Origin of the sequence: Sphingomonas sp., from assembly GCF_035714405.1 — a bacterium.
Classification (GTDB): Bacteria; Pseudomonadota; Alphaproteobacteria; order Sphingomonadales; family Sphingomonadaceae; genus Sphingomonas.
In genome coordinates, this window is the sequence record NZ_DASTMA010000011.1 from 37,832 (window position 1) to 58,674 (window position 20,843).

The 20,843-nt window shown below is 69.3% G+C and carries 21 protein-coding genes and 1 other RNA gene; 6 read left to right on the forward strand and 16 right to left on the reverse strand.

Features of this window, described 5'->3' with window-relative positions:
- Positions 1-274 precede the first annotated feature (274 nt).
- From ffs to VFQ64_RS03335, 5 genes are all read right to left on the reverse strand, one after another.
- Positions 275-368, reverse strand: an RNA gene (gene ffs, locus VFQ64_RS03315) — signal recognition particle sRNA small type.
- A 182-nt stretch (positions 369-550) separates the two neighbouring features.
- Complete coding sequence (locus VFQ64_RS03320) at positions 551-826, reverse strand: hypothetical protein (RefSeq protein WP_325101876.1); 276 nt, start codon at positions 824-826, stop codon at positions 551-553.
- Positions 827-934: 108 nt separating this feature from the next.
- Positions 935-1,222: a 2Fe-2S iron-sulfur cluster-binding protein gene (locus VFQ64_RS03325; RefSeq protein WP_325101877.1), complete on the reverse strand. Its 288-nt coding sequence runs from the start codon at positions 1,220-1,222 to the stop codon at positions 935-937.
- Positions 1,219-2,445 (reverse strand): cysteine desulfurase family protein, encoded by a 1,227-nt coding sequence (locus VFQ64_RS03330; protein ID WP_325102110.1) that lies wholly within the window; start codon positions 2,443-2,445, stop codon positions 1,219-1,221. Before VFQ64_RS03330 ends, VFQ64_RS03325 begins: the two co-directional genes overlap by 4 nt.
- A gap of 11 nt (positions 2,446-2,456) precedes the next feature.
- Positions 2,457-3,641 carry an aminotransferase class V-fold PLP-dependent enzyme gene (locus tag VFQ64_RS03335; protein WP_325101878.1) on the reverse strand — a complete coding sequence of 395 codons (1,185 nt, stop codon included), beginning with the start codon at positions 3,639-3,641 and terminating at the stop codon, positions 2,457-2,459.
- 79 nt (positions 3,642-3,720) lie between these two features.
- Between VFQ64_RS03335 and VFQ64_RS03340 the strand changes: the two genes are divergently transcribed.
- Positions 3,721-4,377: an alpha/beta hydrolase gene (locus VFQ64_RS03340; protein ID WP_325101879.1), complete on the forward strand. Its 657-nt coding sequence runs from the start codon at positions 3,721-3,723 to the stop codon at positions 4,375-4,377.
- Positions 4,378-4,477: 100 nt separating this feature from the next.
- On the opposite strand, the gene VFQ64_RS03345 is transcribed toward VFQ64_RS03340, so the two are convergent.
- From VFQ64_RS03345 to VFQ64_RS03355, 3 genes are read right to left on the reverse strand one after another with little or no spacing between them, the layout of a single operon-like run.
- Positions 4,478-4,636, reverse strand: a complete 159-nt coding sequence (locus VFQ64_RS03345) for a hypothetical protein (protein ID WP_325101880.1) — start codon at positions 4,634-4,636, stop codon at positions 4,478-4,480.
- A complete protein-coding gene (locus tag VFQ64_RS03350) occupies positions 4,636-5,028 on the reverse strand; it encodes an endonuclease domain-containing protein (RefSeq protein ID WP_325101881.1) in 393 nt (130 codons plus the stop codon). The genes VFQ64_RS03345 and VFQ64_RS03350 overlap by 1 nt, the downstream gene beginning before the upstream one ends.
- Positions 5,028-6,038 (reverse strand): threonine/serine dehydratase, encoded by a 1,011-nt coding sequence (locus tag VFQ64_RS03355; RefSeq protein ID WP_325101882.1) that lies wholly within the window; start codon positions 6,036-6,038, stop codon positions 5,028-5,030. The genes VFQ64_RS03350 and VFQ64_RS03355 overlap by 1 nt, the downstream gene beginning before the upstream one ends.
- A 136-nt stretch (positions 6,039-6,174) precedes the next feature.
- Here VFQ64_RS03355 and VFQ64_RS03360 point away from each other — a divergent pair, with 136 nt between their 5' ends.
- From VFQ64_RS03360 to VFQ64_RS03380, 5 genes are all read left to right on the forward strand, one after another.
- Positions 6,175-7,410, forward strand: coding sequence for a type III PLP-dependent enzyme (locus VFQ64_RS03360; protein WP_325101883.1), 1,236 nt, complete (start codon positions 6,175-6,177; stop codon positions 7,408-7,410).
- A 174-nt stretch (positions 7,411-7,584) separates the two neighbouring features.
- On the forward strand, positions 7,585-8,640 hold the full coding sequence (locus VFQ64_RS03365; RefSeq protein WP_325101884.1) for a 1,9-bis(guanidino)-5-aza-nonane synthase: 1,056 nt from the start codon (positions 7,585-7,587) through the stop codon (positions 8,638-8,640).
- Between the two features lie 97 nt (positions 8,641-8,737).
- Positions 8,738-9,184 carry an MAPEG family protein gene (locus VFQ64_RS03370; RefSeq protein ID WP_325101885.1) on the forward strand — a complete coding sequence of 149 codons (447 nt, stop codon included), beginning with the start codon at positions 8,738-8,740 and terminating at the stop codon, positions 9,182-9,184.
- Positions 9,184-9,366 carry a hypothetical protein gene (locus VFQ64_RS03375; RefSeq protein ID WP_325101886.1) on the forward strand — a complete coding sequence of 61 codons (183 nt, stop codon included), beginning with the start codon at positions 9,184-9,186 and terminating at the stop codon, positions 9,364-9,366. Before VFQ64_RS03370 ends, VFQ64_RS03375 begins: the two co-directional genes overlap by 1 nt.
- Complete coding sequence (locus VFQ64_RS03380; protein WP_325101887.1) at positions 9,367-10,260, forward strand: hypothetical protein; 894 nt, start codon at positions 9,367-9,369, stop codon at positions 10,258-10,260. It begins immediately after the preceding gene.
- A 141-nt stretch (positions 10,261-10,401) separates the two neighbouring features.
- Here VFQ64_RS03380 and VFQ64_RS03385 read toward each other — a convergent pair whose 3' ends face one another.
- From VFQ64_RS03385 to VFQ64_RS03420, 8 genes are all read right to left on the reverse strand, one after another.
- A complete protein-coding gene (locus VFQ64_RS03385; RefSeq protein ID WP_325101888.1) occupies positions 10,402-12,285 on the reverse strand; it encodes an XrtA/PEP-CTERM system amidotransferase in 1,884 nt (627 codons plus the stop codon).
- A gap of 151 nt (positions 12,286-12,436) precedes the next feature.
- The gene (gene xrtA / locus VFQ64_RS03390) at positions 12,437-14,038 is read right to left on the reverse strand and encodes an exosortase A (RefSeq protein ID WP_325101889.1); all 1,602 of its coding nucleotides are present in this window, start codon (positions 14,036-14,038) and stop codon (positions 12,437-12,439) included.
- On the reverse strand, positions 14,035-15,210 hold the full coding sequence (locus tag VFQ64_RS03395) for a TIGR03087 family PEP-CTERM/XrtA system glycosyltransferase (protein WP_325101890.1): 1,176 nt from the start codon (positions 15,208-15,210) through the stop codon (positions 14,035-14,037). The genes xrtA and VFQ64_RS03395 overlap by 4 nt, the downstream gene beginning before the upstream one ends.
- The gene (locus tag VFQ64_RS03400; protein WP_414712855.1) at positions 15,207-16,253 is read right to left on the reverse strand and encodes a FemAB family XrtA/PEP-CTERM system-associated protein; all 1,047 of its coding nucleotides are present in this window, start codon (positions 16,251-16,253) and stop codon (positions 15,207-15,209) included. The genes VFQ64_RS03395 and VFQ64_RS03400 overlap by 4 nt, the downstream gene beginning before the upstream one ends.
- The gene (locus VFQ64_RS03405; protein WP_325101891.1) at positions 16,250-17,224 is read right to left on the reverse strand and encodes an XrtA system polysaccharide deacetylase; all 975 of its coding nucleotides are present in this window, start codon (positions 17,222-17,224) and stop codon (positions 16,250-16,252) included. Before VFQ64_RS03405 ends, VFQ64_RS03400 begins: the two co-directional genes overlap by 4 nt.
- Positions 17,214-18,230 (reverse strand): ExeA family protein, encoded by a 1,017-nt coding sequence (locus VFQ64_RS03410; RefSeq protein WP_325101892.1) that lies wholly within the window; start codon positions 18,228-18,230, stop codon positions 17,214-17,216. Before VFQ64_RS03410 ends, VFQ64_RS03405 begins: the two co-directional genes overlap by 11 nt.
- Positions 18,227-19,846, reverse strand: a complete 1,620-nt coding sequence (locus VFQ64_RS03415) for a hypothetical protein (protein ID WP_325101893.1) — start codon at positions 19,844-19,846, stop codon at positions 18,227-18,229. The genes VFQ64_RS03410 and VFQ64_RS03415 overlap by 4 nt, the downstream gene beginning before the upstream one ends.
- Positions 19,843-20,709, reverse strand: a complete 867-nt coding sequence (locus tag VFQ64_RS03420; protein ID WP_325101894.1) for an AAA family ATPase — start codon at positions 20,707-20,709, stop codon at positions 19,843-19,845. Before VFQ64_RS03420 ends, VFQ64_RS03415 begins: the two co-directional genes overlap by 4 nt.
- Positions 20,710-20,843: the final 134 nt, after the last annotated feature.

Below are 20,843 nucleotides of genomic sequence, written 5' to 3' on the forward strand. Positions count from 1 at the left end.
CAGCGGGCGACCCGAGTCGGACTGCGGAAGTTCACGAAGTACGCGACCCGTGTCGATCGAAAACGCTCCTCTAGCGGAGCCGCAACAACAGGACGATCGGAACAGAAGGTGATTCGGGTCACCGGGCGATTATGGCAGGTGATCGGGATGTAGGACAGGGGGAGTGGCCGACAGGGCGGGTCACGCGAATAAATCGCGTGACGTCGGACGGGCTGACGCCCGCCGGCCGCTCTACTGGGCGTGGAGCGCAGCATGCGCTCTCTCGTCCACGTCGCGGTGAGAGCCGGAACGACCCGGAGCGAAATCGTTGTGGCTGCTGCCTTCCGGCCCTGACCAGGTTGGCGACGACCCCGTCCGCCCGACTCTCGCGGCGTCATATGGCGGACGGCGGGAACAGGTTCAAGTCACCGGCTGGGTGGGAAGCCGACGGGTGGAGCAGGCCCGCCCCGGATCGGTGTTCGCGACGGAAGTCGGGGCCCAGTCCGCGGCGCGGCCGACTGGCTCCCGGCTTCCGCGGGGGAAGGTTTTATCAGCGCGTTTGCAGCTGAGCCTAGCGGCGGTAGGTGCGGACCCGGCGGCAGACGCGGCGGCGCTCGCCATAGCGATAGGTGGTGCGGCAGACGGTACGATAGCGCGGACGGTTGTAGTTGCGGCGCGTGGTCGTGCTCCGCTCGCGCACGGTGACGCGGGTGCGGGTCGCATTGGGGGTGACGACGGTGCGCTCGCGCACGACCACGCGGTCCTGGACGGGGGCGGCGGCGGCCGGGACGGCCGCGACACCGGTGACGGCGACCAAGGCGGCCGCGAACAGCGACAAGATCTTCATGAGGCTCTCTCCCTTCGCCGTGGCCCGGTAAGCGGCCGAACGGCTCGTTACGCGCCCGTCACCATCGGCGGGCAATCGCATAACCCATGTTGTACGCCGGAGTTCCCGTCAGGGCATACGGACCGACAGACCATCGAGTGCGGCGGTCAACCTGATCTGGCAGGCAAGCCTGCTGTGGCGGGTGGCGGCGTGGGCGAGGTCGAGCAGCTCCTCCTCCTCCGCGCTCGCGGGCGGCAGGCGTACGAAGTCGGCGGCATCGACGATGACGTGACAGGTGGCACACGCCATGTCGCCGCCGCAGGTTCCCTCCAGCGGCTGGCCGGCGCGCTGGGCGGCGTCGAGCAGGCGCTCGCCGGGGATGCCCTCGACCTCGGTCGTGCCGAACCGGACCTTCATGCCCGCTGCTCACGCGCGGCGGCGTCGATGCGGGTAACGGCGTCGGTCATCTCCGTTGGCGTGGTGTAGCGGCCGAAGCCGAGGCGGATCGAGGCGCGGGCCTGGGCATCGGACAGGCCGATAGCGCGGAGCACATGGCTGGGCCGGCCGGAGCCGCTGGCGCAGGCGGAGCCGGCGGAGAAGGCGAGGTCGCGGAGGTCGGACATCAGGCGGGCGACGTCTAAGCCGGGGAAATGGAGGCTGAGGTTGCCGCGGTAGCGATGGGTGGCGGCGCCGTTGAGGCGCCACTCTCCATTTTCCCCGCCGCAATTTCCATCCAGCCCCGCGCGATCTCCATCCACTTCCGCGCAGGCGGGGGTCCAGTTGCGAGATGCTTCGTGGAGCGGTGCGCCCTCACCAAATGTGCGCGCAGCAACTGGGCTCCCGCCTTCGCGGGGGACGAAGAGCGTCGCTGCGATGCTCCACAGCCGCTCGACATGGGCGCGATCCTCGTCCGCCCGTTCCTGCATCAGCCGCGCCGCGACGCCGAACCCCGCGCATAACGCCGGCGATAGCGTACCCGAACGGCCGCCTTCCTGATCGCCGCCGTGGAGCAGCGGCTCGAGGGCCACGCCGTCGCGGACCCACAGCGCGCCGATGCCCTTGGGGCCGTGAACCTTGTGCGCTGAGAGGGCGACGAGATCGACGTTGGCGGGGATCAGCACCCGGCCATAACCCTGCACCGCGTCGCACAGGAACAGAGCGCCCTTTTCGTGGGCGAGGTTGGCCAATTCGGCGATCGGCTGGATGACGCCGATCTCGTTGTTGACCAGCATCGCGGCGACCAGCCCGGTGTCGGGAACGATCGCCGCGCGCGCGATATCGAGGTCGACGAGGCCGTCCGGGCCGACCGGAAGCACGGTGACTGCCCTGCCCTTCGCCCCCTCGGCCGCGACGGTGTCGAGCACCGCGGCATGTTCTGTCGCTACGGTGACGATGGGGCCGCTCGTTCCCTTGATCGCCCAGTTGAGCGCCTCCGTGGCGCCGCTGGTGAAGACAACGCGGCCACCGGGCGGGAGCACGCCGGCGATCTGTTCGCGCGCGACCTCCACCGCTGCCTTGGCGACACGGCCGGCGCGGTGGGCGGAATGCGGGTTGGCGTGTTGGTCGCGGAGCCACGGCAGCATCGCCTCTAAGGCTTCGGGCGCGAGCGGGGTCGTTGCTTGGTAATCGAGATAGATCATGCCGGTCGGCGTCACGCCGCGAACTTGCGCGTGGCGCGGGCGATGTCGCGCCAAGCGGTGATGGCGCGCTCGACCTCTGCCTCGTCCGTCTCGCGGCCGAAGCTGATGCGGACGACTTCGCGGCCGGCGTCCTCGCTGTAGCCGAGCGCGGCGAGGACGTGGCTGGGCTTGAGGCTGCCCGACGAGCAGGCGCTACCGGCGGACACGGCGATGCCGGCCAGGTCGAAGCGGATCAACTGCGCCGCGGACGCCACGCCGGGCATCCGGTAGCTGCCGATCGCCGGATGGCGGGGGCTGTCGGCCGCGACGATCTCTCCCCCAGAGCGTGAGATCGCATCGTCGAGCCGCGCGCGCAGCTGGGCCCAGCGTTCCACCGGTTCGGGCTCGGCCAGTGCCGCGGCCCAGCCGAGCGCGCCGGGCAGGTTCTCGGTGCCGGGGCGATAGCCGCGCTCCTGCCCGCCGGTGGGGTTGAGCGTCGCCAAGTCGCGAACGAGCAGCGCGCCGATGCCAGGCGGGCCGCCATGTTTGTGCGCGGAGAGCGCGACGAAGTCGGCGTGCGCGGCGATGTCGGCCGAGACGGCGGGCAACTGCGCGGCGTCGACGAGAAGGAGGTGACCGGCGGCATGGACGGCCTGGGCGATGGCGGCGATCGGCTGGCGGACGCCGGTCTCGGAGTTCGCCCACTGGATGCAAACGAGGGCGCGGTCCCCTTCAATCCTCCCCCGGCGGGGCAGGTGGCGCGCGGCGTCAGCCGCGTGACGGAGGGGGTTCGCGGCAGTCGTTGAACGCGCCTCCCGCCCCCCTCCACCACCCGGCTGCGCCGGGCGGCCCCCCTCCTCCTCCGGGGGAGGATTGAAGACACCATCGCTGCCGACGGGGAGCACTTCCGCGTCAGGGCACACGCGCAGCACCGCGTCGTGCTCGACCGCACTGACCAGCCGCCGCGCCACCACGGCGCGGTCGAGCGCGATCGCCAGCGACTCGGTAGCGCCGCTGGTCAGCAGTACCTCGCCCGTCCAGCCATGCGCGCCGGCGATGCGCCCGCGCGCTTCCTCCAGCGCCGCCCGCGCGGCGCGGCCTTCGGCATGAGGGCTCGACGGGTTTGCCCATTGCGTCAGCCCTTCCATCATGGCCGCGCGCGCGGCGGTGGTGGCGGGCGTGGTGGCGGCGTGGTCGAGATAGAGGCGGTCGGGCAAAAAAATTCCAAACTCGGGCGTGGGCCCTATATAGCGCCAAGATCCGCAGGGTTCATCCCGCTCCAGTCAAGGTCTGTCCATGCCCGAAGTCATCTTTCCCGGCCCCGAAGGCCGCCTGGAGGGGCGGTTCGCGCCTGCCCCCCGCCCCCGGGCGCCGGTCGCGATGATCCTGCACCCGCACCCGTCGTCGGGCGGCACGATGAACAACCGCATCGTCCAGGAGCTGTACAAGACGTTCCAGCGGCGCGGCTTCGCGGTGTTGCGCTTCAACTTTCGGGGCGTCGGCAAGAGCCAGGGCGTATTCGACAACGGCGTCGGCGAACTGTCGGACGCGGCCAGCGCGCTCGACTGGGTGCAGTCTTTCCACCACGAGGCGTCGACGACCTGGGTCGCGGGCTTCGGCTTTGGCGCGTGGATCGGCATGCAGCTGCTGATGCGGCGCCCGGAGATCCGCGGCTTCATCTCGATTGCGCCGCCGGCCAACATGTTCGACTTCACCTTTCTGGCGCCCTGCCCTTCATCGGGCATCATCATCCAGGGTGAGAATGACGAGGTCGTCACCCCCGGCGCGGTGCAGAAGCTCGTCGATAAACTCCGCACCCAGCGGCACATCACCATCCACCACGACACGATCCCCAAGGCGAACCACTTCTTCGAGCACGAGATGCCGGACCTGATGGGCAGCGTGGACAAGTATCTGGACATGCGGCTCGACCCCAATTCACCAATCAGGTGACTTGGGAGCAGCAGATTAGCGTCAGCTAATGTGCGCCCGCGACGTCGAGCCCGGCCAGCGACGCTTCAGCGCCGTTCGACGACGCGGCTTTGCCGCGGCGCTACCACGTCCAGATCAGGACGTTGCCGATCAGCACGACCGCCATGACCAGCATCAGCACGCCCTTGGTGCGCTCGGGGCCGCGCCGGGCCAGCTTCGCGCCGAAGATCGCCAGCACGAAGGCGGCGAGCATGGCGATGGTGGGGGCGAGGGTCGCCATCAATCCTCCCCCGCAGGGGGAGGGGGACCGGCGAAGCCGGCGGCGCGGGCGGTCTCTACGATGTGGCGGAGAACGGAGTCGAGGTCGGCGAGCACCGCCGCTGCCGGGATCCGCAGCGGGCTGACGCCTCGACGCGACAACCAGACGTCCCGCTCGATGTCGCGGGCGGGTTGGCCGCCGCGGTTGTGAGCTTCCCCGTCGACTTCCACCGCGAGGCGCACCGCGTCGGCGTAGAAGTCGCGGATGTATGGGCCAGCCGGATGTTGGCGGCCAAGCTTGAGGCTAGCGGGGCGGGTGCGGAGCTGCTGCCACAGGATCACCTCCGGCAAGGACAGCGCGCGGCGCAGCTTGCGGGCCTTGCAGATGGTGCTGGTCGGGCCAGTGACCTCCATCAGCCCCCTCCACCATGCTTCGCATGGCCCCCCTCCCCCTGCGGAGGAGGATCAGCCAGCGCTTTCGCGTAGGCCTGTATATCGACATTGCCGCCCGAGAGGATCACCAGCATCCCCGCTTCTGCGCGCACCTTCCCGCTCAGCACCGCCGCGAGTGCCACCGCGCCGCCGGGTTCGAGCACGAGGCGGAGCTTTTCCGCCGCCCAGCGTTGTGCCGCCGCGATCTCCGCCTCGTTGACCGCCACCCCCTCCGCGCCGCGTCTCGACAGTACGTCAAAGGTCAGTTCCGACACCCGCGGCGTCTGCAGCGCGTCGCAGGCAGTGGGCGGTGGGTTGGGGCCGACGGGTTCGATCCAGCCGGCCTCTAGCGAGCGGCGCATGTCGTCCCAGCCTTCAGGCTCAACCACCGTGATCGCGGCGCCGGGCAGCGCCAGTGCCAGCCCCGCGGCTAGACCGCCGCCGCCGCAGGGTGCGACCACGCGGGTCGCCGGCGGCAGGCCCAGCGCCGCCATCTGCGCCGCCGCCTCGACGCCGGCAGAGCCCTGCCCCTCGATCACCCATGGATCGTCGAAGCTGGGCACCAACGTCGCGCCGCGCGCCTCTGCGAGTCGGCCGGCGATCTGTTCGCGGTTGTCGGTGGCGCGGTTATAGGCGACCACCTCTGCGCCGAGCGCCAGCGTCGCGTCACGCTTCACCGCCGGTGCGTCGGATGGCATCACGATGGTGGCGGCGATGCCGAGCCGCTTCGCCGCCCAGGCGACACCCTGTGCATGATTGCCGCTCGAAAAGGCGACCACGCCCTTGGCGCGCACCGATTCGTCAAGCGCGGTCAGACGGTGCCAGGCGCCGCGAATCTTGAAGGCGCCGACCGGCTGTAGAGATTCAGCCTTGAGCGCCACTTCGACCCCGCCGATCCGCGCGACGTAGAGGGGCGTCGGCGGCAGGATCGCCGCCACCTTCGCCGCCGCGTCGCGCACACCCGCACGGGTGGGTTGTCGTACGAGCGTCACAATTCGTCTCAACCTCCAATCAGCCGCTTTACAGGGGGGTCACCCCCCCTTATCTGACCCCCCGCTGCCCCATGGGACTTCCAACCGCAAGGCAGTGTTTTCACACTCGGCGAAAGCCACCCGGAGGTCCCTTGAATTGCATCAGCATCATAACGCGTTGGGGCTAGCTGCCCTGTCGGCTGTGAATTCCGCAGCCGAGATCGCCAAGACTGCGCCGGTTGAGCCGGTCACGCTCGTGCGTCCGCACGCTGCTGCGCGCGCGGCCCGCTTCTTCGTGGAGAAATTCCCGGGACGCTCGATGTATGCGGTGAAGGCGAACCCGTCGCCGGACCTGCTACAGGTGCTGTGGGATTGCGGCATCACCCATTACGACGTCGCTTCGATCGGCGAGGTGCGCCTCGTCGCGCGTACGCTGCCGGGTGCGACGCTGTGCTTCATGCACCCGGTCAAGGCCGAGGAAGCGATCCACGAGGCGTATTGGAAATATGGCTGCCGCACCTTCTCGCTCGATTCGATGGAGGAGCTGGACAAGATCCTCCGCGCAACCGTGCAGGATACCGGTGAGAACGCGGCTGACCTGACGCTGTGCGTCCGGCTGCGCGTGTCGTCGGAACATGCCAAGTACAGCCTCGCGTCCAAGTTCGGTGTGCTGCCGGGCGAGTCCAAGGCGCTGCTGTTCGCGGCGCGGCAGGCGGCGGATGCGCTCGGCATCTGCTTTCATGTCGGATCGCAGGCGATGACGCCGGACGCCTATGTGCAGGCGATGGAGCGCGTCCGCGCGGCGATCGTCGAGGCGGCGGTGACGGTGGACGTGGTGGACGTGGGCGGCGGCTTCCCGTCGACCTATCCCGGCATGGAGCCGCCGCCGCTGGAACTGTATTTCGACGCGATCGGGCGTGCGTTCGAAAGCCTGCCAATCTCTTATTCGGCAGAGCTGTGGGCGGAGCCGGGCCGGGCGCTGTGCGCGGAGTACAGCTCGCTGATCGTGCGCGTCGAGAAGCGCCGCGGGACCGAGCTGTTCATCAACGACGGCGCCTATGGCGCGCTGTTCGATGCAGCGCATATCGGCTGGCGCTTCCCGGTGACGCTGCTGCGCGAGCCGCAGTCGACGGTGCGCGACCACCCGTTCAGCTTCTACGGGCCGACGTGCGACGATCTGGACCACATGACCGGGCCGTTCCTGTTGCCGGCGGACGTGCAGGCGGGTGATTACCTGGAGATCGGGATGCTCGGCGCGTACGGCGCGGCGATGCGGACGCAGTTCAACGGCTTCGGATCGGCCAACACAGTGGTGGTCGAGGACGAGCCGATGGCGTCGTTGTATGTCGAGCTTGAAGACGAGCGCTTCGCGTCCAATGTCGTGAAGCTGTAACGGGCATCCGTCACCCCGGCCTTGAGCCGGGGCCCCGCTTCTTCTTCTGCGGGGCAAGGCAGCGGGACCCCGGCTCAAGGCCGGGGTGACGAAGTGTGGCGATCGCTGCCGCATCAAAAGTTTGGGTTTCCGCGTCCCCATAAACGACGGCGGGTCAAAGATGGACCTGAACCAATGAACGACCTTTCTAAGATCAACAGCAACCGCAAGGCGGAGCTGCTCTCCAAGCGCGTCGAGCATGTCGACATCCGCTCGTTCGACGCGCGGCCGATCATCGATTCGATGGAGAAGATGAGCTTCACCTCGCGCGACCTCGCGCGCGCGACGGGCATCTACAACCAGATGCTGGGCGACAAGGACTGCACCGTGTTCCTGGTGATCGCGGGCTCGACCTCGGCCGCCGGGTGCATGGACCTGTATGCGGAGCTGGTGCGCTCCAATATGGTCGACGGCATCGTCGCGACCGGCGCGACCATCGTCGACATGGATTTCTTCGAGGGCCTCGGCCACAAGCACTATCAGGCGCTGGAGATCCCGGACGACGACACGCTGCGCTCGCTCTACATCGACCGCATCTACGACACCTACATCGACGAGGAGGAACTCCAGCACGTCGACCACACGATCTTCGAGATCGCCGAGTCGCTGGAGCCGCGCGCCTATTCCAGCCGCGAGTTCATCCGCGAGATGGGCAAGTATCTGGTCGAGCACGGCAAGAAGGACAACAGTCTCGTCAAGCTCGCATACGAGCACGACGTACCGATCTTCTGCCCGGCGTTCGTCGACTCCTCGGCGGGGTTCGGACTGGTCAAGCATCAGGTCGACGCGGCCAAGGCGGGCAAGCCGTATCTGATGATCGACGCGGTCGCCGACTTCCGCGAGCTGACGCAGATCAAGATCGAGGCAGGCACCACCGGGCTCCTCATGATCGGCGGCGGTGTGCCCAAGAACTTCATCCAGGACACGGTCGTCTGCGCCGAGATCCTGGGGCATGAGGATGTCGCGGTGCACAAATATGCGGTGCAGATTACGGTCGCCGACGTGCGCGACGGCGCGTGCTCGTCCTCGACGCTGCAGGAGGCGGCGAGCTGGGGCAAGGTCAACACCGGCATCGAGCAGATGGTGTTCGCGGAGGCCGGCTCGGTGATGCCGCTGCTGGCGTCGGATGCGTGGCATCGCGGGCTGTGGAAGGACCGCGAGCCGCGGCGCTGGGCGAAGCTGTTCGCTTGATTTCGTCACCCGGTCTTGAGCCGCGGTCCCGCTTCTGTCAGCGCATGACGAGATAGCGGGATCTCGGCTCCGGGCCGGGGCGACGAAGGGAATGCACATGCCGACCATCAATCACGCCCTGCTTCAGCCCGTCGTCGCACTGGTCGGGTGGACGCTCGTGATGCTGTTCTGGCTGCTCGCGACGCGGCTGCCGGCGATGCGTAAGTCGGGCGTGAAGATGGGCGAGTTGGTCGGTACCAAGCCGGGCGACGCCGATCGCGTGCTGCCGCCGAGCGCGCAGTGGAAGGCGCACAACTACATGCACCTGTTGGAACAGCCGGTGCTGTTCTACGTCGTCGTGATCGTGCTGGCGCTGCTCAAGGTCGATGATTTCGAGACGCGGGTGCTGGCCTGGGGCTATGTCACCTTCCGCATCGTCCACAGCATCTGGCAGGCCACGATCAACCGGGTGGGGCCGCGCTTTTATCTGTTCGCGATCTCCACCGCGATCCTGGTCGCGCTGACGATCCGCGCGGGCGTCGAGGTCTTCGGGCACCGGTTCTGATGTCCAAGGAAGGCTTCGAGCGGCATCGCCAGCCCTGGACGACGGACGAGATCCAGAAGCTGCATCAGTTCGCCAAGAAAGGCATGGCGCTGAAGGCGATTTCCAAGGCGCTGAAGCGGTCCGAGGAGTCGACCAAGGACCGCGCCAAGGCCGACGGCCTTTCCATCGCGAAATTGCGTTAGGTGCGCGAGCGGCTCGTCCAACTGCGTAACGGGCGGGCCGGCGCCTATGCCGTCGCGCTCTTCCGCCGCGCGCAGTTCGAGGCGGCGCGGCGGAGCGGCGCGGTGACGTTCGATATCGACGGGCGCATGGGCATGGGCGCGGTGCTGACGCACATGACTCTGGTGCTCGCGCTGGCGGACCGGCTGCAGGTGCGGGCGGCGGTGCGATGTACCAACCGGCTCTATGCGAGCACGCCGGGCGAGGACTGGTTTCCGCGCTTGTTCGAGCGGGTCGACCCGGTACCGGACACCGGCCGGCGCATCGCCATCCGCAACGATGTCGAGCAGGAAATGCTGGGCAGCCCGTGGGGGATGTCGCTGACCGAGGGGCTGGCGACCTTCTCGCGGCACATCCGCTTCGTCCCCTTCCTGCACGACGAGGCGGCGGCGGTGCTGGCGCCATTGTCCGGACTTGATCCGCTAGGCGTCCACTATCGCGGCACCGACAAGCATAGTGAGGCGCTCCTCGTCGAACGATCGAGCGCGGTTGCCAAGGTGGTGCGGCGGGTCGAGCGCGGCGGGCACCACGCGATCTTCCTCGCCACGGACGTACCGGCGTTCGGCCGCGAACTGCGCGCCACGCTGCCGGAGCTGCCGATCGTGAGCTACGAGCGACCCGAACTGACCGTCGTGGAGGGGCAGCCGATCCACTTCTCCGATGCCGACGGCTATTGGAAAGGCGTCGACGCGCTGGTCAACATCCTGGCGCTCGCGCGGTGCGGAGCGGTGGTGCGGACCGCCTCGTTCCTGTCTGGGTGGGCCAAGGTGCTCAACCCGGCACAGCGGGTGCTGATGCTCAACCAACCGTACAGCGACGTACGCTTTCCCGATGCGCTGATCCGGTCGGATCTCTGATGATAGGGTCTTACTGATTGCACCTTCCCCGGCGGAGGCCGGGGCCCAGCTGCGGTATCCAACGACCGGCATAACTTTCACCCCGGCGCCGACTGGGCCCCGGCCTCCGCCGGAGAGGGATGTTCCGGCAGCAGGTCGCCGTCACGCGAACAGCCGCTTGAGGCTTCGCTCCAACATCAGGAATTGCCACAGGGTGCGGCCGTGTTCGGCGCGGCCGGTGCGGTGGTCCTCGGCGAGGCGGGCGAGGTGCGACAGATCGAACCAGCCGGTCTCCGCCAGCGTCTTCGATCGCGCGAGCGCTGCGGCATCGGCGGTAAGCGAGGCGCGGAACCAGGCGCTGACCGGGGTCACGAAGCCCATCTTGGGGCGATAGAGGATCTCGCGCGGCAGATAGGGTTCCAGCGCGCGCTTCATCAGCCATTTTCCCTGGGCGCCGCGCACCCGCATCGACGTGGGCAGCGTCGTGGCGAATTCGACGAGGCGGTGGTCGAGCAGCGGCTCGCGCGCCTCCAGCGATACGGCCATGCTGGTGCGGTCGACCTTGGTTAGCATGCCGCCGGGCAGCCAGCGGGTGAGGTCGGCATATTGCGCGCGGTCGAGCGGGTCGCGCGCGGGTGCTGCGCGCATGGTGGCGATCCAGGCGTCCTCGGCGCGGTAGCCGCCGAGTTGCGCGCGCGCCTCGGCGGAGAAGAGCGCGGCGCGGGTCTCAGGGGTGGTGACCCCCACGGCGCGCGCGTAAGCTTCGTCACCATCGGCGGCGAGTGCCAGCAGCGTCGTCTTGGCGCGCAGCGGGCGCGGCGCCCAATCGGCCTTGGGGTAGATCGCGCCAAGCCGCCCGCCAATTCTCCGGAGCGACGCGGGCATGAGTGCGCGGAGGCGCTCCTCGGCGTGCTGGAAGCGTTGGCGGCGATAGCCGGCGAACGCCTCGTCCGCACCGTCGCCCGACAGCGCCACCGTCACCGTCTCGCGCGCGAGTGCGGAAACCTGATAGGTGGCGAGTGCGCTGGCATCCGCGAAGGGCTCGTCGAACGCCTCGACTAGCGTATCCACCAGTTGCAGGTCGTTCGGATCGACGACGCGGGCGTGGTGATCGGTGTGGAAGCGTTGTGCGACGACATCGGCATAGGCGCGCTCGTCATGACCCGCCTCGTCGAAGCCGATGGTGCAGGTCTTGACCGCCTTGCCGCTCGCCTCCGCCATCAAGGCCACGACGGCCGAACTGTCGACCCCGCCCGACAGAAAGGCGCCGAGCGGCACGTCGGCGACGAGGCGACTGCGGACGGCGGTGCGCAGGTGGTCTATCAGTTCGTGCGCGAGGTCGTCCGCCGAACCCTTCGCGCGGTCGGCGAAGCTGACCTGCCACCAGCGGCGCGGGTTGGGCACCGGCTTGCCGCGTTCGAGCAGGAGGAAGTGGCCGGCGGGCAGCTTGCGGACCCCCGCGACGATGCAGGCGTCGTCGGGGACATAGCCCCAGGCGAGATAGTCCTCGACCGCGCGCAGGTCGGGGGCGCGGCGGACGAGCGGGTGCGCGAGCAGGCCCTTCAGCTCCGACGCGAACGCGACGGCACCGTCGCTGAGTTCGGCATAATGCAGCGGCTTCACGCCCAGCCGGTCGCGGGCGAGGAACAGCGCCTGCCGGTCGTCGTCGTGGAGCGCGAAGGCGAACATGCCGTGGAGGCGCGCGAGCATGTCCGGCCCCCAGGCACGCCAGCCATGGAGCAGGACCTCGGTGTCGCCGGAGGTGCGGAAGCGGGCGCCTCTCGCCTCCAGTTCGGCGCGGAGCTCGGCGAAGTTGTAGACTTCGCCATTGTAGGTGACGGTCAGCGCGCCGTCCTGCATCGGCTGCGGCGAGCCGGCGACGTCGATGATCGACAGCCGGCGGTGACCGAGCCCGACGCCCGGTGCGGTCCAGACCCCCTCCCCGTCCGGCCCGCGATGCGCGAGCGCGTCGACCATCCGCTGGATGCGAAGCGGGTCGACGGGCTTGGGGGTGCCCGGGTGGAACAGCCCGGCGATGCCGCACATCAGTCCGACCCGAGCACGACGATCTCCGCTGGTCCTGAGGAGCCGCTGAGCGAAGGCGAAGCGGCCTCTCGAAGGATATGTGGTTCGCAACGAGGCTTCGACAAGCTCAGCCTCTCCTCACCACGAACGGCGCTGATAAGAAGCCCCACGATCACTCCAGCCCGGCGGCGCGGGGCAGCGGTCCGAGGGCTTGGCGGAAGCGCGCGACCGTCGCGCGCGCGTTGCGGCCGGGCTGCACCTCGGCGGAGAGGTGGACGGCGATCGCACGGTTGGAGCCGCCCAGCAGGCGGGCTTGAGCTGTGTGCAACTTTACCTGCATGGGACCGGCGGCAGCGTCATCGCCGACCTGGTACCATGTCGCGACGACGCGCTCCACCGGGCCCGTGGCTTTCGCATTGGGCGCGGTAATCCGCATCGCGCGGCCGCCGGCGATGGCAGGCAGGTCGGCGACGCGGACCCAGCGGTCGGCCTCACGCAACACGCCGGTGCCGAAACCCACCAGTTCCGCGCCCTCGCGCTGGCGGGCGAAGACAGCGACGGCGAGATCGACGGTGCTGCCTTTCGCATTGGCATAGCGGCCGAACAGCGTGTGGTCGGCGCCCGGGTAGTGCGGTTGCCACGCCGCGGTGGTGGAGACCGGGACGCGGTGCCAGCCGGGCAGATCGGGCAGGTACAGCTGCGGCGGCAGCGCGGCCGGGCGGTTTGCCGCGGCGCTCCAGGCGGGGAAGACGGAGGCAAGCGCGAGCAGCAGCAGCGCGGCGACCGCGAGCGGCAGGGTGCGGCACACCGGACCCTGCAAGGTCGTCGCATCGAAGGCGGGCGCGTCGGGCGCACGGTCGAACCAGCGCCATGCGAGCGCGAGAACGCCCGCCATGACGACCGCGAAGAACACCCAGCCATAGACGATGTGGTCCGCGCCGGTGGCGGCCTCCAGCGTCGTCAGGTGCGCGGCATAGATGGTGCCGAACGCGCGCAGGCCGTTGGCGAGGACGGGCACGACGAGGCAGGTGAGGAGGAACAGCGCGCGGCGGCGCCAGCTGGTGAAGCACAGGTTTGCGACCAGCACCCCGAAGGCGAGCATGGCGATGACGAACTTCGCCCCAGAACACGCCTCCGCCACCTCGAACCAGTATCGCCCGGCGTGGATCAGGACGCCGTCGACCTCCGCCGGTACACCGGCCAGCGAGAGCAGTGGCATGACTTGGGCGACGGTGATCTGCTGCAGCGGCGGCTCCAGCTCCTCGCCGAACGGGACGAGGAAAGCGGCGTAGGCGAGTGGGAAGAGCAGCCCACGGGCGACATTCGGACCGAGCAGGGTGACGACCGCGCCTTGCAGCATCGCCACGAGCCCGGCGTGGCGGAGCACAGCGGTGGAAGCGGCGTCGCCGAGCAGCCACAGGCTTCCGCCGGCGCCGACCAGCAACAGGCCCGGCCACCAGGCGGTGGGCGTGAGCCGGGCGAGTTCCGCGCGGCGCTGCCACACCAACCAGGCGATCACTGGGCCGATGAAGAGGCAGTGGCCGAAGGTGGTGGAGGTCCACCAGATGTGGGCGAGATCGGCGGCGTCGCGGTGGAAGAGCAGGAGGAGCACGGCGGCGGTAAGGGTGAGCGCGATGAGGTGGGTTCGCCAGATCGTCCACCCTCCCCGGCGGACGCCGGGGCCCAGATCGGCCGCGCCGGCCCCATGCGTACCGTCGGTAGGAAACCCGGCATCCGGGCCCCGGCGTGCGCCGGGGAGGGTGAGATTGCTCATGCAGCCTTCCGCTCTACCGGCGACAGACCCATCAACGCGTCTAGCGGCTGGAGGCGCGCGTCCCAGTCGTAGCGGGCGATCACCTGCGCGCGAGCGTCTGCACCCTGCCCTGCCCCGTTTAGCGCCGCGCCGACCCGTTCGATCCATTGCTCCGCCGTGTCCGCGACCGCGATCGTGCCGCGATAGTCGATCCCCTCCGCCGCACTCGGCGAGGCAACGACGGGGCGCGCCATCGCCATCGCTTCCAGCACCTTGTTCTGGATGCCGCGCGCGAGCCGCAGCGGCGCGACGCAGACCGACGCCGCCGCCAGCCAGCCGCGCACGTCGGGCACCGCGCCGGTGACGATCACGCCGGGGAGCTTGGCCAGCGCCTGCACCGCGAGGGCGGGCTGGCGCCCGACGATGGCGAAGCGGGCTTGCGGGTGTTGCAGGCGCAGGGCGGGCAGCACGGCATCGGCGAACCATGCCACCGCGTCGATATTGGGCTGATAGTCCATCTGGCCGGTGAAGACGATCAGATGGCCGGGTTCATCGACCCGTTCGAATGCCGCGTCGGGGTCGAAGTGGCGGGCGTCGATGCCGTTCTCTACCGGCACGATTCTACCCGCGCCGCCGCCTTGTCGAAACAGCGCCGCTTCCGCTTCGGTGACGAACAGGCTCGCGTCCACGCAGCTCGCAACCTCGCGCTCGAAGCGGCCGAGCAGCTCGGCCTCGCGGCGGTAGAGGGGCCGCAGCGGCAGCGCAGCGGTGTCGGCGAGTTGCGCGAACTTGGCCGAATCGACATCGACGAAGTCCATGATCGTGCGGGCGCCTCTGGGCAGATACTGCGCCATCTGGCCGGAGAAGCAGTAGATCCCGTCGCAAACCGGCGCGGCGGCGACGGCGGCGTGCATGGCGGGATCGTCAAAGGCGGTGAGCGAGGCCGAACGCCCGCTCGCCAGCGCCTCCAGCGTCGCGCGCGCGCGGCCCTTGCGGCGAGGGATCACGGTGCAACTCGCGGTCAGCGCGCGCAGCTTCGGGTGCGGCTCGTAGTCGTCCGGATCGTCGGCAAAGGCGATCAGGTGCACCCGCGCCCTCGCCGCCAGATAACGGAGCGCGTGAAAGCTCCTGATCTTGTCGCCACGGTTCGGAGGATAGGGCACCCGATGCGCGAGGAAGAGGAGGTCGGTCACCCCAGTCCTCGCGCGATCCACGGTCCGGCGAGATTGGCAAGCCGCAGCGGCAGGCGTTTCCACGTCCGCACCATCAGCGCATATTTGGGGTCGAGCGGATTGACCGCGCGCGCCGGTCCATCGCTTTTCGACCAGTAGCGCAGCGGCTCGGGCGTGAAGCCGCAATTCTTCTTGAACGCCGCAGCCCCCGTGCCGACCTTCGAGCGGCCGAAATCGAAGCGGGTGCAGCCCCGCGCGCGGGCGTGGTTCATGAGCGCGAAGTACATCGCGTCGTTGGCGCGCAGGCCACGCGCCGCGTCGGTGCCGCCGCCCCAATAGGGGTAGACGGTACCGTCGAGATACAGGCTAAGGACGCTCGCGACCGCCCTTCCCTGATGGCGAACGATGAGGACGTCGGTGTCGAGGAGCTCGGCGGCGGTGCGGAGCAGCCCGGCGGGGAAGACAGGGGTGCCGAGATTGCGGACCGACTCCGCATAGACCTGGTAATGCTCCGCGAGCGCCTTCGCGTCGCTGCCGACGGCGACCTCGAGATCGTTGCCGAACGCGCGGCGCACTTCGGCGCGCTGCTTGCGCGGGATGGCGGCGAGTTCGGCCTCCTCAGTCGCGGCCAGCGGGCGGGCGAAGCCGACATAGGTCTGGTCGTCACCCGCCCAGCCGCTCGGGCCGGGGCCGCCGCGCAGCTCCACGGAGGGGCAGCCGAGCCGTCGCGCGAGCGCCCAAGCGGCGTCCGCGAGCTCCTCGACGCCCTCTCCTAACACGCCGCCGCCGACGCCGAAGGCGGTCGAGACCAGCGCACGGCCGAACAGGGGCGAGCGCATCTCGGTGAGCGGCAGGACGCCCGTGATCGCGCCACCGCGCGCGGCGAGAAGGTAGCGGGCGCGTTGCTTGCAGCCGGCTTCTACCGCGCGGCTCCAGCCGGTGAGGTGGAATGGGGTGGCGCCAGGGCTTCTACGGACGAAGGCATCAAGACGCGCGGCTTCGCTAACGTCCCGGAGGTTCCCTTCGCGGATGATGGCCGGAGCGGTGATCGGCTGGTGGATCACGCCGCCTCTTTCCGCTTCCCCGGCGAAGGCCGGGGCCCAGTTGCTACGAACTCGGTTGGTGGGGTTTGCCCTTCGTCACTCGGAAGCTCGCGACTGGGCCCCGGCGTTCGCCGGGGAAACGCCTGAGGCCGGGGAAGGTCGGCAACAACCTCGTCCACCCTGCCCCATTCATGGCGGGCGATCAGTTCACGCAGCTTGCCGGCCATCGCACCCAGCCGGGCATAATGGCGCAGGCGCGACTTGAGCGGCGCGTTCGTGACGCGCGGCTGGCCGGGGTCGATCTCCCATGGGTGAAAGTAGAACACCGCCGGCTGCCCCTCGCGGTTGACCTGACGCACCGCAAAGTCGGTCAGCGCCGCCGGGAGCAGGCGGAAGAAGCCGCCGCCCGTCGCCATGCGCCGCGCGCCGAACTGCGCCACCGTGACCGGTAACTCGATCAACTCCGCATCGGCGAGCGGCCGAAAAGCGTAGCGGGGCGCCTCCGGCCAGCCATAGTGGTCGTGGGCGAGCGGCGCGACGCTCGAGGAGTAGCGATAGCCCGCCGCCGCCAGCTCTGCGAAGGCCCAGGGGGTGCGCGCGTCTATTGAGAAGCTTGGCGCGCGATAGCCGGTCACGGCAACGCCGCCGGCATCCTCCAGCGCGGTGCGCGCACGCGCCAGGTCGGCGCGGAACTCGGGGGCGGTCATGGTGAAGACGCGCTGGTGGTCCCAGCCGTGGCTGGCGATCTCGTGGCCCGCATCGACGATGCGGCGGATCAGCGCCGGATAGCGGTGCGCCACCCAACCGAGCGTGAAGAAAGTCGCCTTCACGCCCGACCCGGCGAACAGCGCCAGGACCAGGTCGGTGTTGCGCTCGACGCGCGGCGTCAGGCTGTCCCAATCTGCCTTGTCGAGCGTGCGCTCGAACGCGCCGACCTGGAACCAGTCCTCGACGTCGACGGAAAGACCGTTGCGGACCGGATCAGGCGGCATGAAGCTTGGGCGCGTTGCCGGGGTCGGCCTCGACCCAGTCGACCAGCAGGGTTAGCACGCGGCGCAAGGCCGCATCCTGTTCCTCCAGGCGGGCCTCGAGCTCTGCGAGCCGCTCGGCCGTTTCCACGTCCGGAGCGGCGTGCCCTTCGGCGAGCTCAGCGCGGGCGGAGCTTTTGGCTTCTACCCTGCCCGGCAGGTCCGACGCTAGATCGGCTTCCACCGCGCGGACGACGTCACCGTCGATCAGGTCGGCGCCCGTCACCGCCGCATGGAGCATGACGCGGGCGGCAAGCAGGTTGAGCCGCCGCGGCACGCCGGCGCTGGCGGCGTAGAGCGCGGTGAAGGCGTTGTCGGCGAAATCCGGGCGCCCCTGCCAGCCGACCAGCTGCAGCCGATGCGCGATGTAATCTTCAACCTCGTCCTCGCTCATCGGATCGAGGTGATGGATGGCAACGATCCGCTGGCGCAACTGCTCCAGCGACTCGGTGCCGTTCAGCCGGTCGCGGAACTCGGGCTGGCCGAGCAGCACGATCTGCAACAGCGCGTGGCCGCCGGTCTGGAAGTTAGACAGCATCCGCAGCTCTTCTAGGCTGCCGACCGGCAGCGCCTGCGCCTCGTCGACCACCAGCAGCGTGCGCTTGGCGGTGCGCGCGACCGCGTGCAGCCCGCGTTCGATCGCGACCAGCAGCTGCGCCTTCTCCAGCCCGGCGGTGTCGACGCCGAGCTGCGACGCGACGACGCGCAGCAGGTCGGCGGGCTCGATCGCGGTGGAGACGATCTGGACGACGTGGAACGGAGTGCGGTCCATCGTCTCGAGCAGATGCCCGATCAGCGTCGTCTTGCCGGCCCCGATATCGCCGGTGATGACGATGAAGCCCTCTCCCTGCGCCAGACCATAGCCGAGATAGGCCATCGCCTTGCGGTGGGTCGCGGTTTCGAACCAGAAATACGGGTCCGGCGTCAGCTGGAACGGCTTGGCCGTGAAGCCGAAATGGGCCTCGATCACCGGGTCGTTCCTCCAAAGCTGTAGCGCGCGCCGAGCAGCGCCTGGGCGCGCCACGACGTGTCGATGCCGTCGCCGACGCGGAAATGATAGATGCCGAGCGAGGCGTTGGTGCTCAGCCGGCCGAACTGATGGCCATAGCTGGCGGTCGCGCCGGCCGAGAACACGTCCTCCGATCCGGCGAGGCCTGGCTCATAATAGTCGGCGAACGCCTGGACGTCGAAGCTCGATACCGGGCTCAGCGCGCGGCTGAAGAACGCCTGGGCGTAATAGCTGTCGTCCTCCAGCCCATAGATGGTGATCCCGGGGCGGTTGGGCGCGAACAGCTTCCGGTTGGCATACCCGGCGCCCACCCCGAACGACGTCGCGCCGCGGGTAGCGGAGACGACGGCATCGAGCCCGCGTGCGCGGTAGCTGGCCGTCGTCACGGCCTGGAACACGCCGTCGAGGCAGCCGCCGGGCGCGGAGCTGCTGGTGCCGAAGGTGCAGCCGTTGAACGCCTGAGCAAATTGGTCGCGCGTCGAGATGAAGCTGGTCGGCAGGTTGGCGATACCCTGTCGCAGCTGACGGCCGAAGGTGGTGACGGTGTCATAGACGCCGACCTGCACGCCGACGTCGGGGCGCGGCGCCCAGCTCGCGACGCCGGTGAAGCTGGTCGAGCCATAGCGCCGCCCGATATGCGCCTCCACCGAGGTGCGGCGGCTGGGACGCCAGACCACGCCGGCGTCGTAGTACACACCGTCGGTGCGATAGGTGACGCGACGCGCCGAGGTCTCGTCGAGGACGAAGCGGCCATTGGCATCGAGCACCGGTGCGCCGGTGGCGGTCAGCTGTGGCGCGCGCTCGCTGGTCTTGACCTCCTCATAACCCAAGCCCGCGGTCAGCGCGAGGTTGGGCGAGACCGGGAACAGCACGTCGTCGCGGACGAACCAGCTCTCATATCGCTGCCGCAAGGCGCCAGAGGTTTCGCGTTCCCACCCGGCGCTGCTGGTGAGCCCGACCGGGAGCTCGGTGCCCGGTGCCAGCGACGCGGTCAGGCCCGCAATCTGGCCGAGCGAGCTGTCGTAGAGGTCCAGGCGCGGCTGGCCGGCGACGATCGGCGAGAAGCCCGGCGTCTCCACCTTGGTGTAGCCGATCCGATAAAGGCCGCTGACTGCGACCGGGCCGAGCTGTTTGGACAGGGTCGGGCCGGCATACAAGCTATAGACCTGGCTGACATTGCTGTCCTCGGTGCCGAACACGCCGGGTGCCTCGCCGCGGATGTCGTAGCGGGTGCGGGTCGCGAGCGCGCCGCCCTCCAGCGACACGCCGGGCGTGACCCGGACCGTCGCCCGCGCCAGCCCCGAATGGATGCTGTCGTCGCCGTAATCGTCGTCCCAGCTGAAGCGATGCTCGTAGCGGTAGGATAGCTGCGCCGACGCCCGCGCGGTGTCGACGCTCACGTCCACCCCGGCGGCGGCCGACGTGTAAGTCAGCACGTCGCCGTTCTCGAGATCGGCGTCGAAGGTCTGGCTGACCTCGATATAGGGCTGCACCGTCGTGCGCGCGCGCTCCTGGGCGTGCGCGGGCGCGGCCAGCGCGGCAAGCGCGCAGCCGGCGAGGAGAGCTGGGTACTTCATGGGGTCAACTCCTGACCATAATAACTGCCAAAGCGGTGGCGATCGGGGACGAAGCTCACCGCGTTGAGGACGAGGCCGATATGTTCGCAGCCGTCGAGCAGCGCGACCGCGGCCGACACCTCGCTTTCCGGCGTCCGATCGGCGCGGACGACCAGCATCACCTGCCCGACCAGCATCGCCAGCACGGCCGCCGGCGACGCCGCGAGCGCCGGCGGTGAGTCGAAGATGACGATCCGGCGCGGATCCGCGGCGAGCAGCCGCGCGACGACGTCGCGGGTGCGGGCGCTGGCGAGCAGCTCGGTGTCCATCGCGGTCTTCTCGCCCGACGACAGCACCGACAGATGCGGCACGTCGGTGCGGACAACCAGCGCCTCGGGATCGATGCTGGCGTCGTACAAGGCGTCGAGCAGCCCGGGACCGGCCGGCAGCCCCAGGCGACGGCAGACGTCGGGCTTGGCGACGTCGGCGTCGACCAGCAACACCTCGGTATCGCGCTCGGCCGCCATCGAAAGCGCGAGATTGATCGCGCAGAAGGTCTTGCCGTCCCCGGGCCTGGCCGAGCAGACGAGCAAGGTGCGGCTCTTGTCGCGCTCGCCGCCCTGCTCCAGCCGGCGCCGGGTAACGAAGAGCTGGCGCTTGACCAGGCGAAACTCCTCGGCGAGCGGGCCGATCGGCGCGCCGGGCACGATCATGCCGGCCTCGGCCAACCGGCCACGGTCGATGATCGCCTCGTCCGGATTGGCGGGCGGCGGGGTAAAGTCGTCCGGATCGTCGCTACCGGCCAGGAACTGGGGCGGGATGGCGGCGAGCGTGTCCTGCCCTCCCCTCCCTGCAAGGAAGGGATCGGGGGTGGGTAGGTCCATGGGAACTCTGTCGTGAGTCACAGGACCCACCCCCAACCCGTTCCTTGCAGGCAGGGGAGCAGGAGGCGCGAACAGCGCCGCGCGCTCGAGCAGGCTCAACTCGCGCTTGGGTTTGGGATGAGAGCTCATATCGT

Coding starts and splice junctions, on each gene's coding strand:
- VFQ64_RS03420 (WP_325101894.1), bottom strand. CDS start 20,709: ATGGACCTACCCACCCCCGATCCCTTCCTTGCAGGGAGGGGAGGGCAG.
- VFQ64_RS03365 (WP_325101884.1), top strand. CDS start 7,585: ATGAACGACCTTTCTAAGATCAACAGCAACCGCAAGGCGGAGCTGCTC.
- VFQ64_RS03325 (WP_325101877.1), bottom strand. CDS start 1,222: ATGAAGGTCCGGTTCGGCACGACCGAGGTCGAGGGCATCCCCGGCGAG.
- xrtA (WP_325101889.1), bottom strand. CDS start 14,038: ATGAGCAATCTCACCCTCCCCGGCGCACGCCGGGGCCCGGATGCCGGG.
- VFQ64_RS03385 (WP_325101888.1), bottom strand. CDS start 12,285: ATGTGCGGCATCGCCGGGCTGTTCCACCCGGGCACCCCCAAGCCCGTC.
- VFQ64_RS03345 (WP_325101880.1), bottom strand. CDS start 4,636: ATGGCGACCCTCGCCCCCACCATCGCCATGCTCGCCGCCTTCGTGCTG.
- VFQ64_RS03415 (WP_325101893.1), bottom strand. CDS start 19,846: ATGAAGTACCCAGCTCTCCTCGCCGGCTGCGCGCTTGCCGCGCTGGCC.
- VFQ64_RS03340 (WP_325101879.1), top strand. CDS start 3,721: ATGCCCGAAGTCATCTTTCCCGGCCCCGAAGGCCGCCTGGAGGGGCGG.
- VFQ64_RS03350 (WP_325101881.1), bottom strand. CDS start 5,028: ATGGAGGTCACTGGCCCGACCAGCACCATCTGCAAGGCCCGCAAGCTG.
- VFQ64_RS03405 (WP_325101891.1), bottom strand. CDS start 17,224: ATGCCGCCTGATCCGGTCCGCAACGGTCTTTCCGTCGACGTCGAGGAC.
- VFQ64_RS03320 (WP_325101876.1), bottom strand. CDS start 826: ATGAAGATCTTGTCGCTGTTCGCGGCCGCCTTGGTCGCCGTCACCGGT.
- VFQ64_RS03330 (WP_325102110.1), bottom strand. CDS start 2,445: ATGATCTATCTCGATTACCAAGCAACGACCCCGCTCGCGCCCGAAGCC.
- VFQ64_RS03375 (WP_325101886.1), top strand. CDS start 9,184: ATGTCCAAGGAAGGCTTCGAGCGGCATCGCCAGCCCTGGACGACGGAC.
- VFQ64_RS03370 (WP_325101885.1), top strand. CDS start 8,738: ATGCCGACCATCAATCACGCCCTGCTTCAGCCCGTCGTCGCACTGGTC.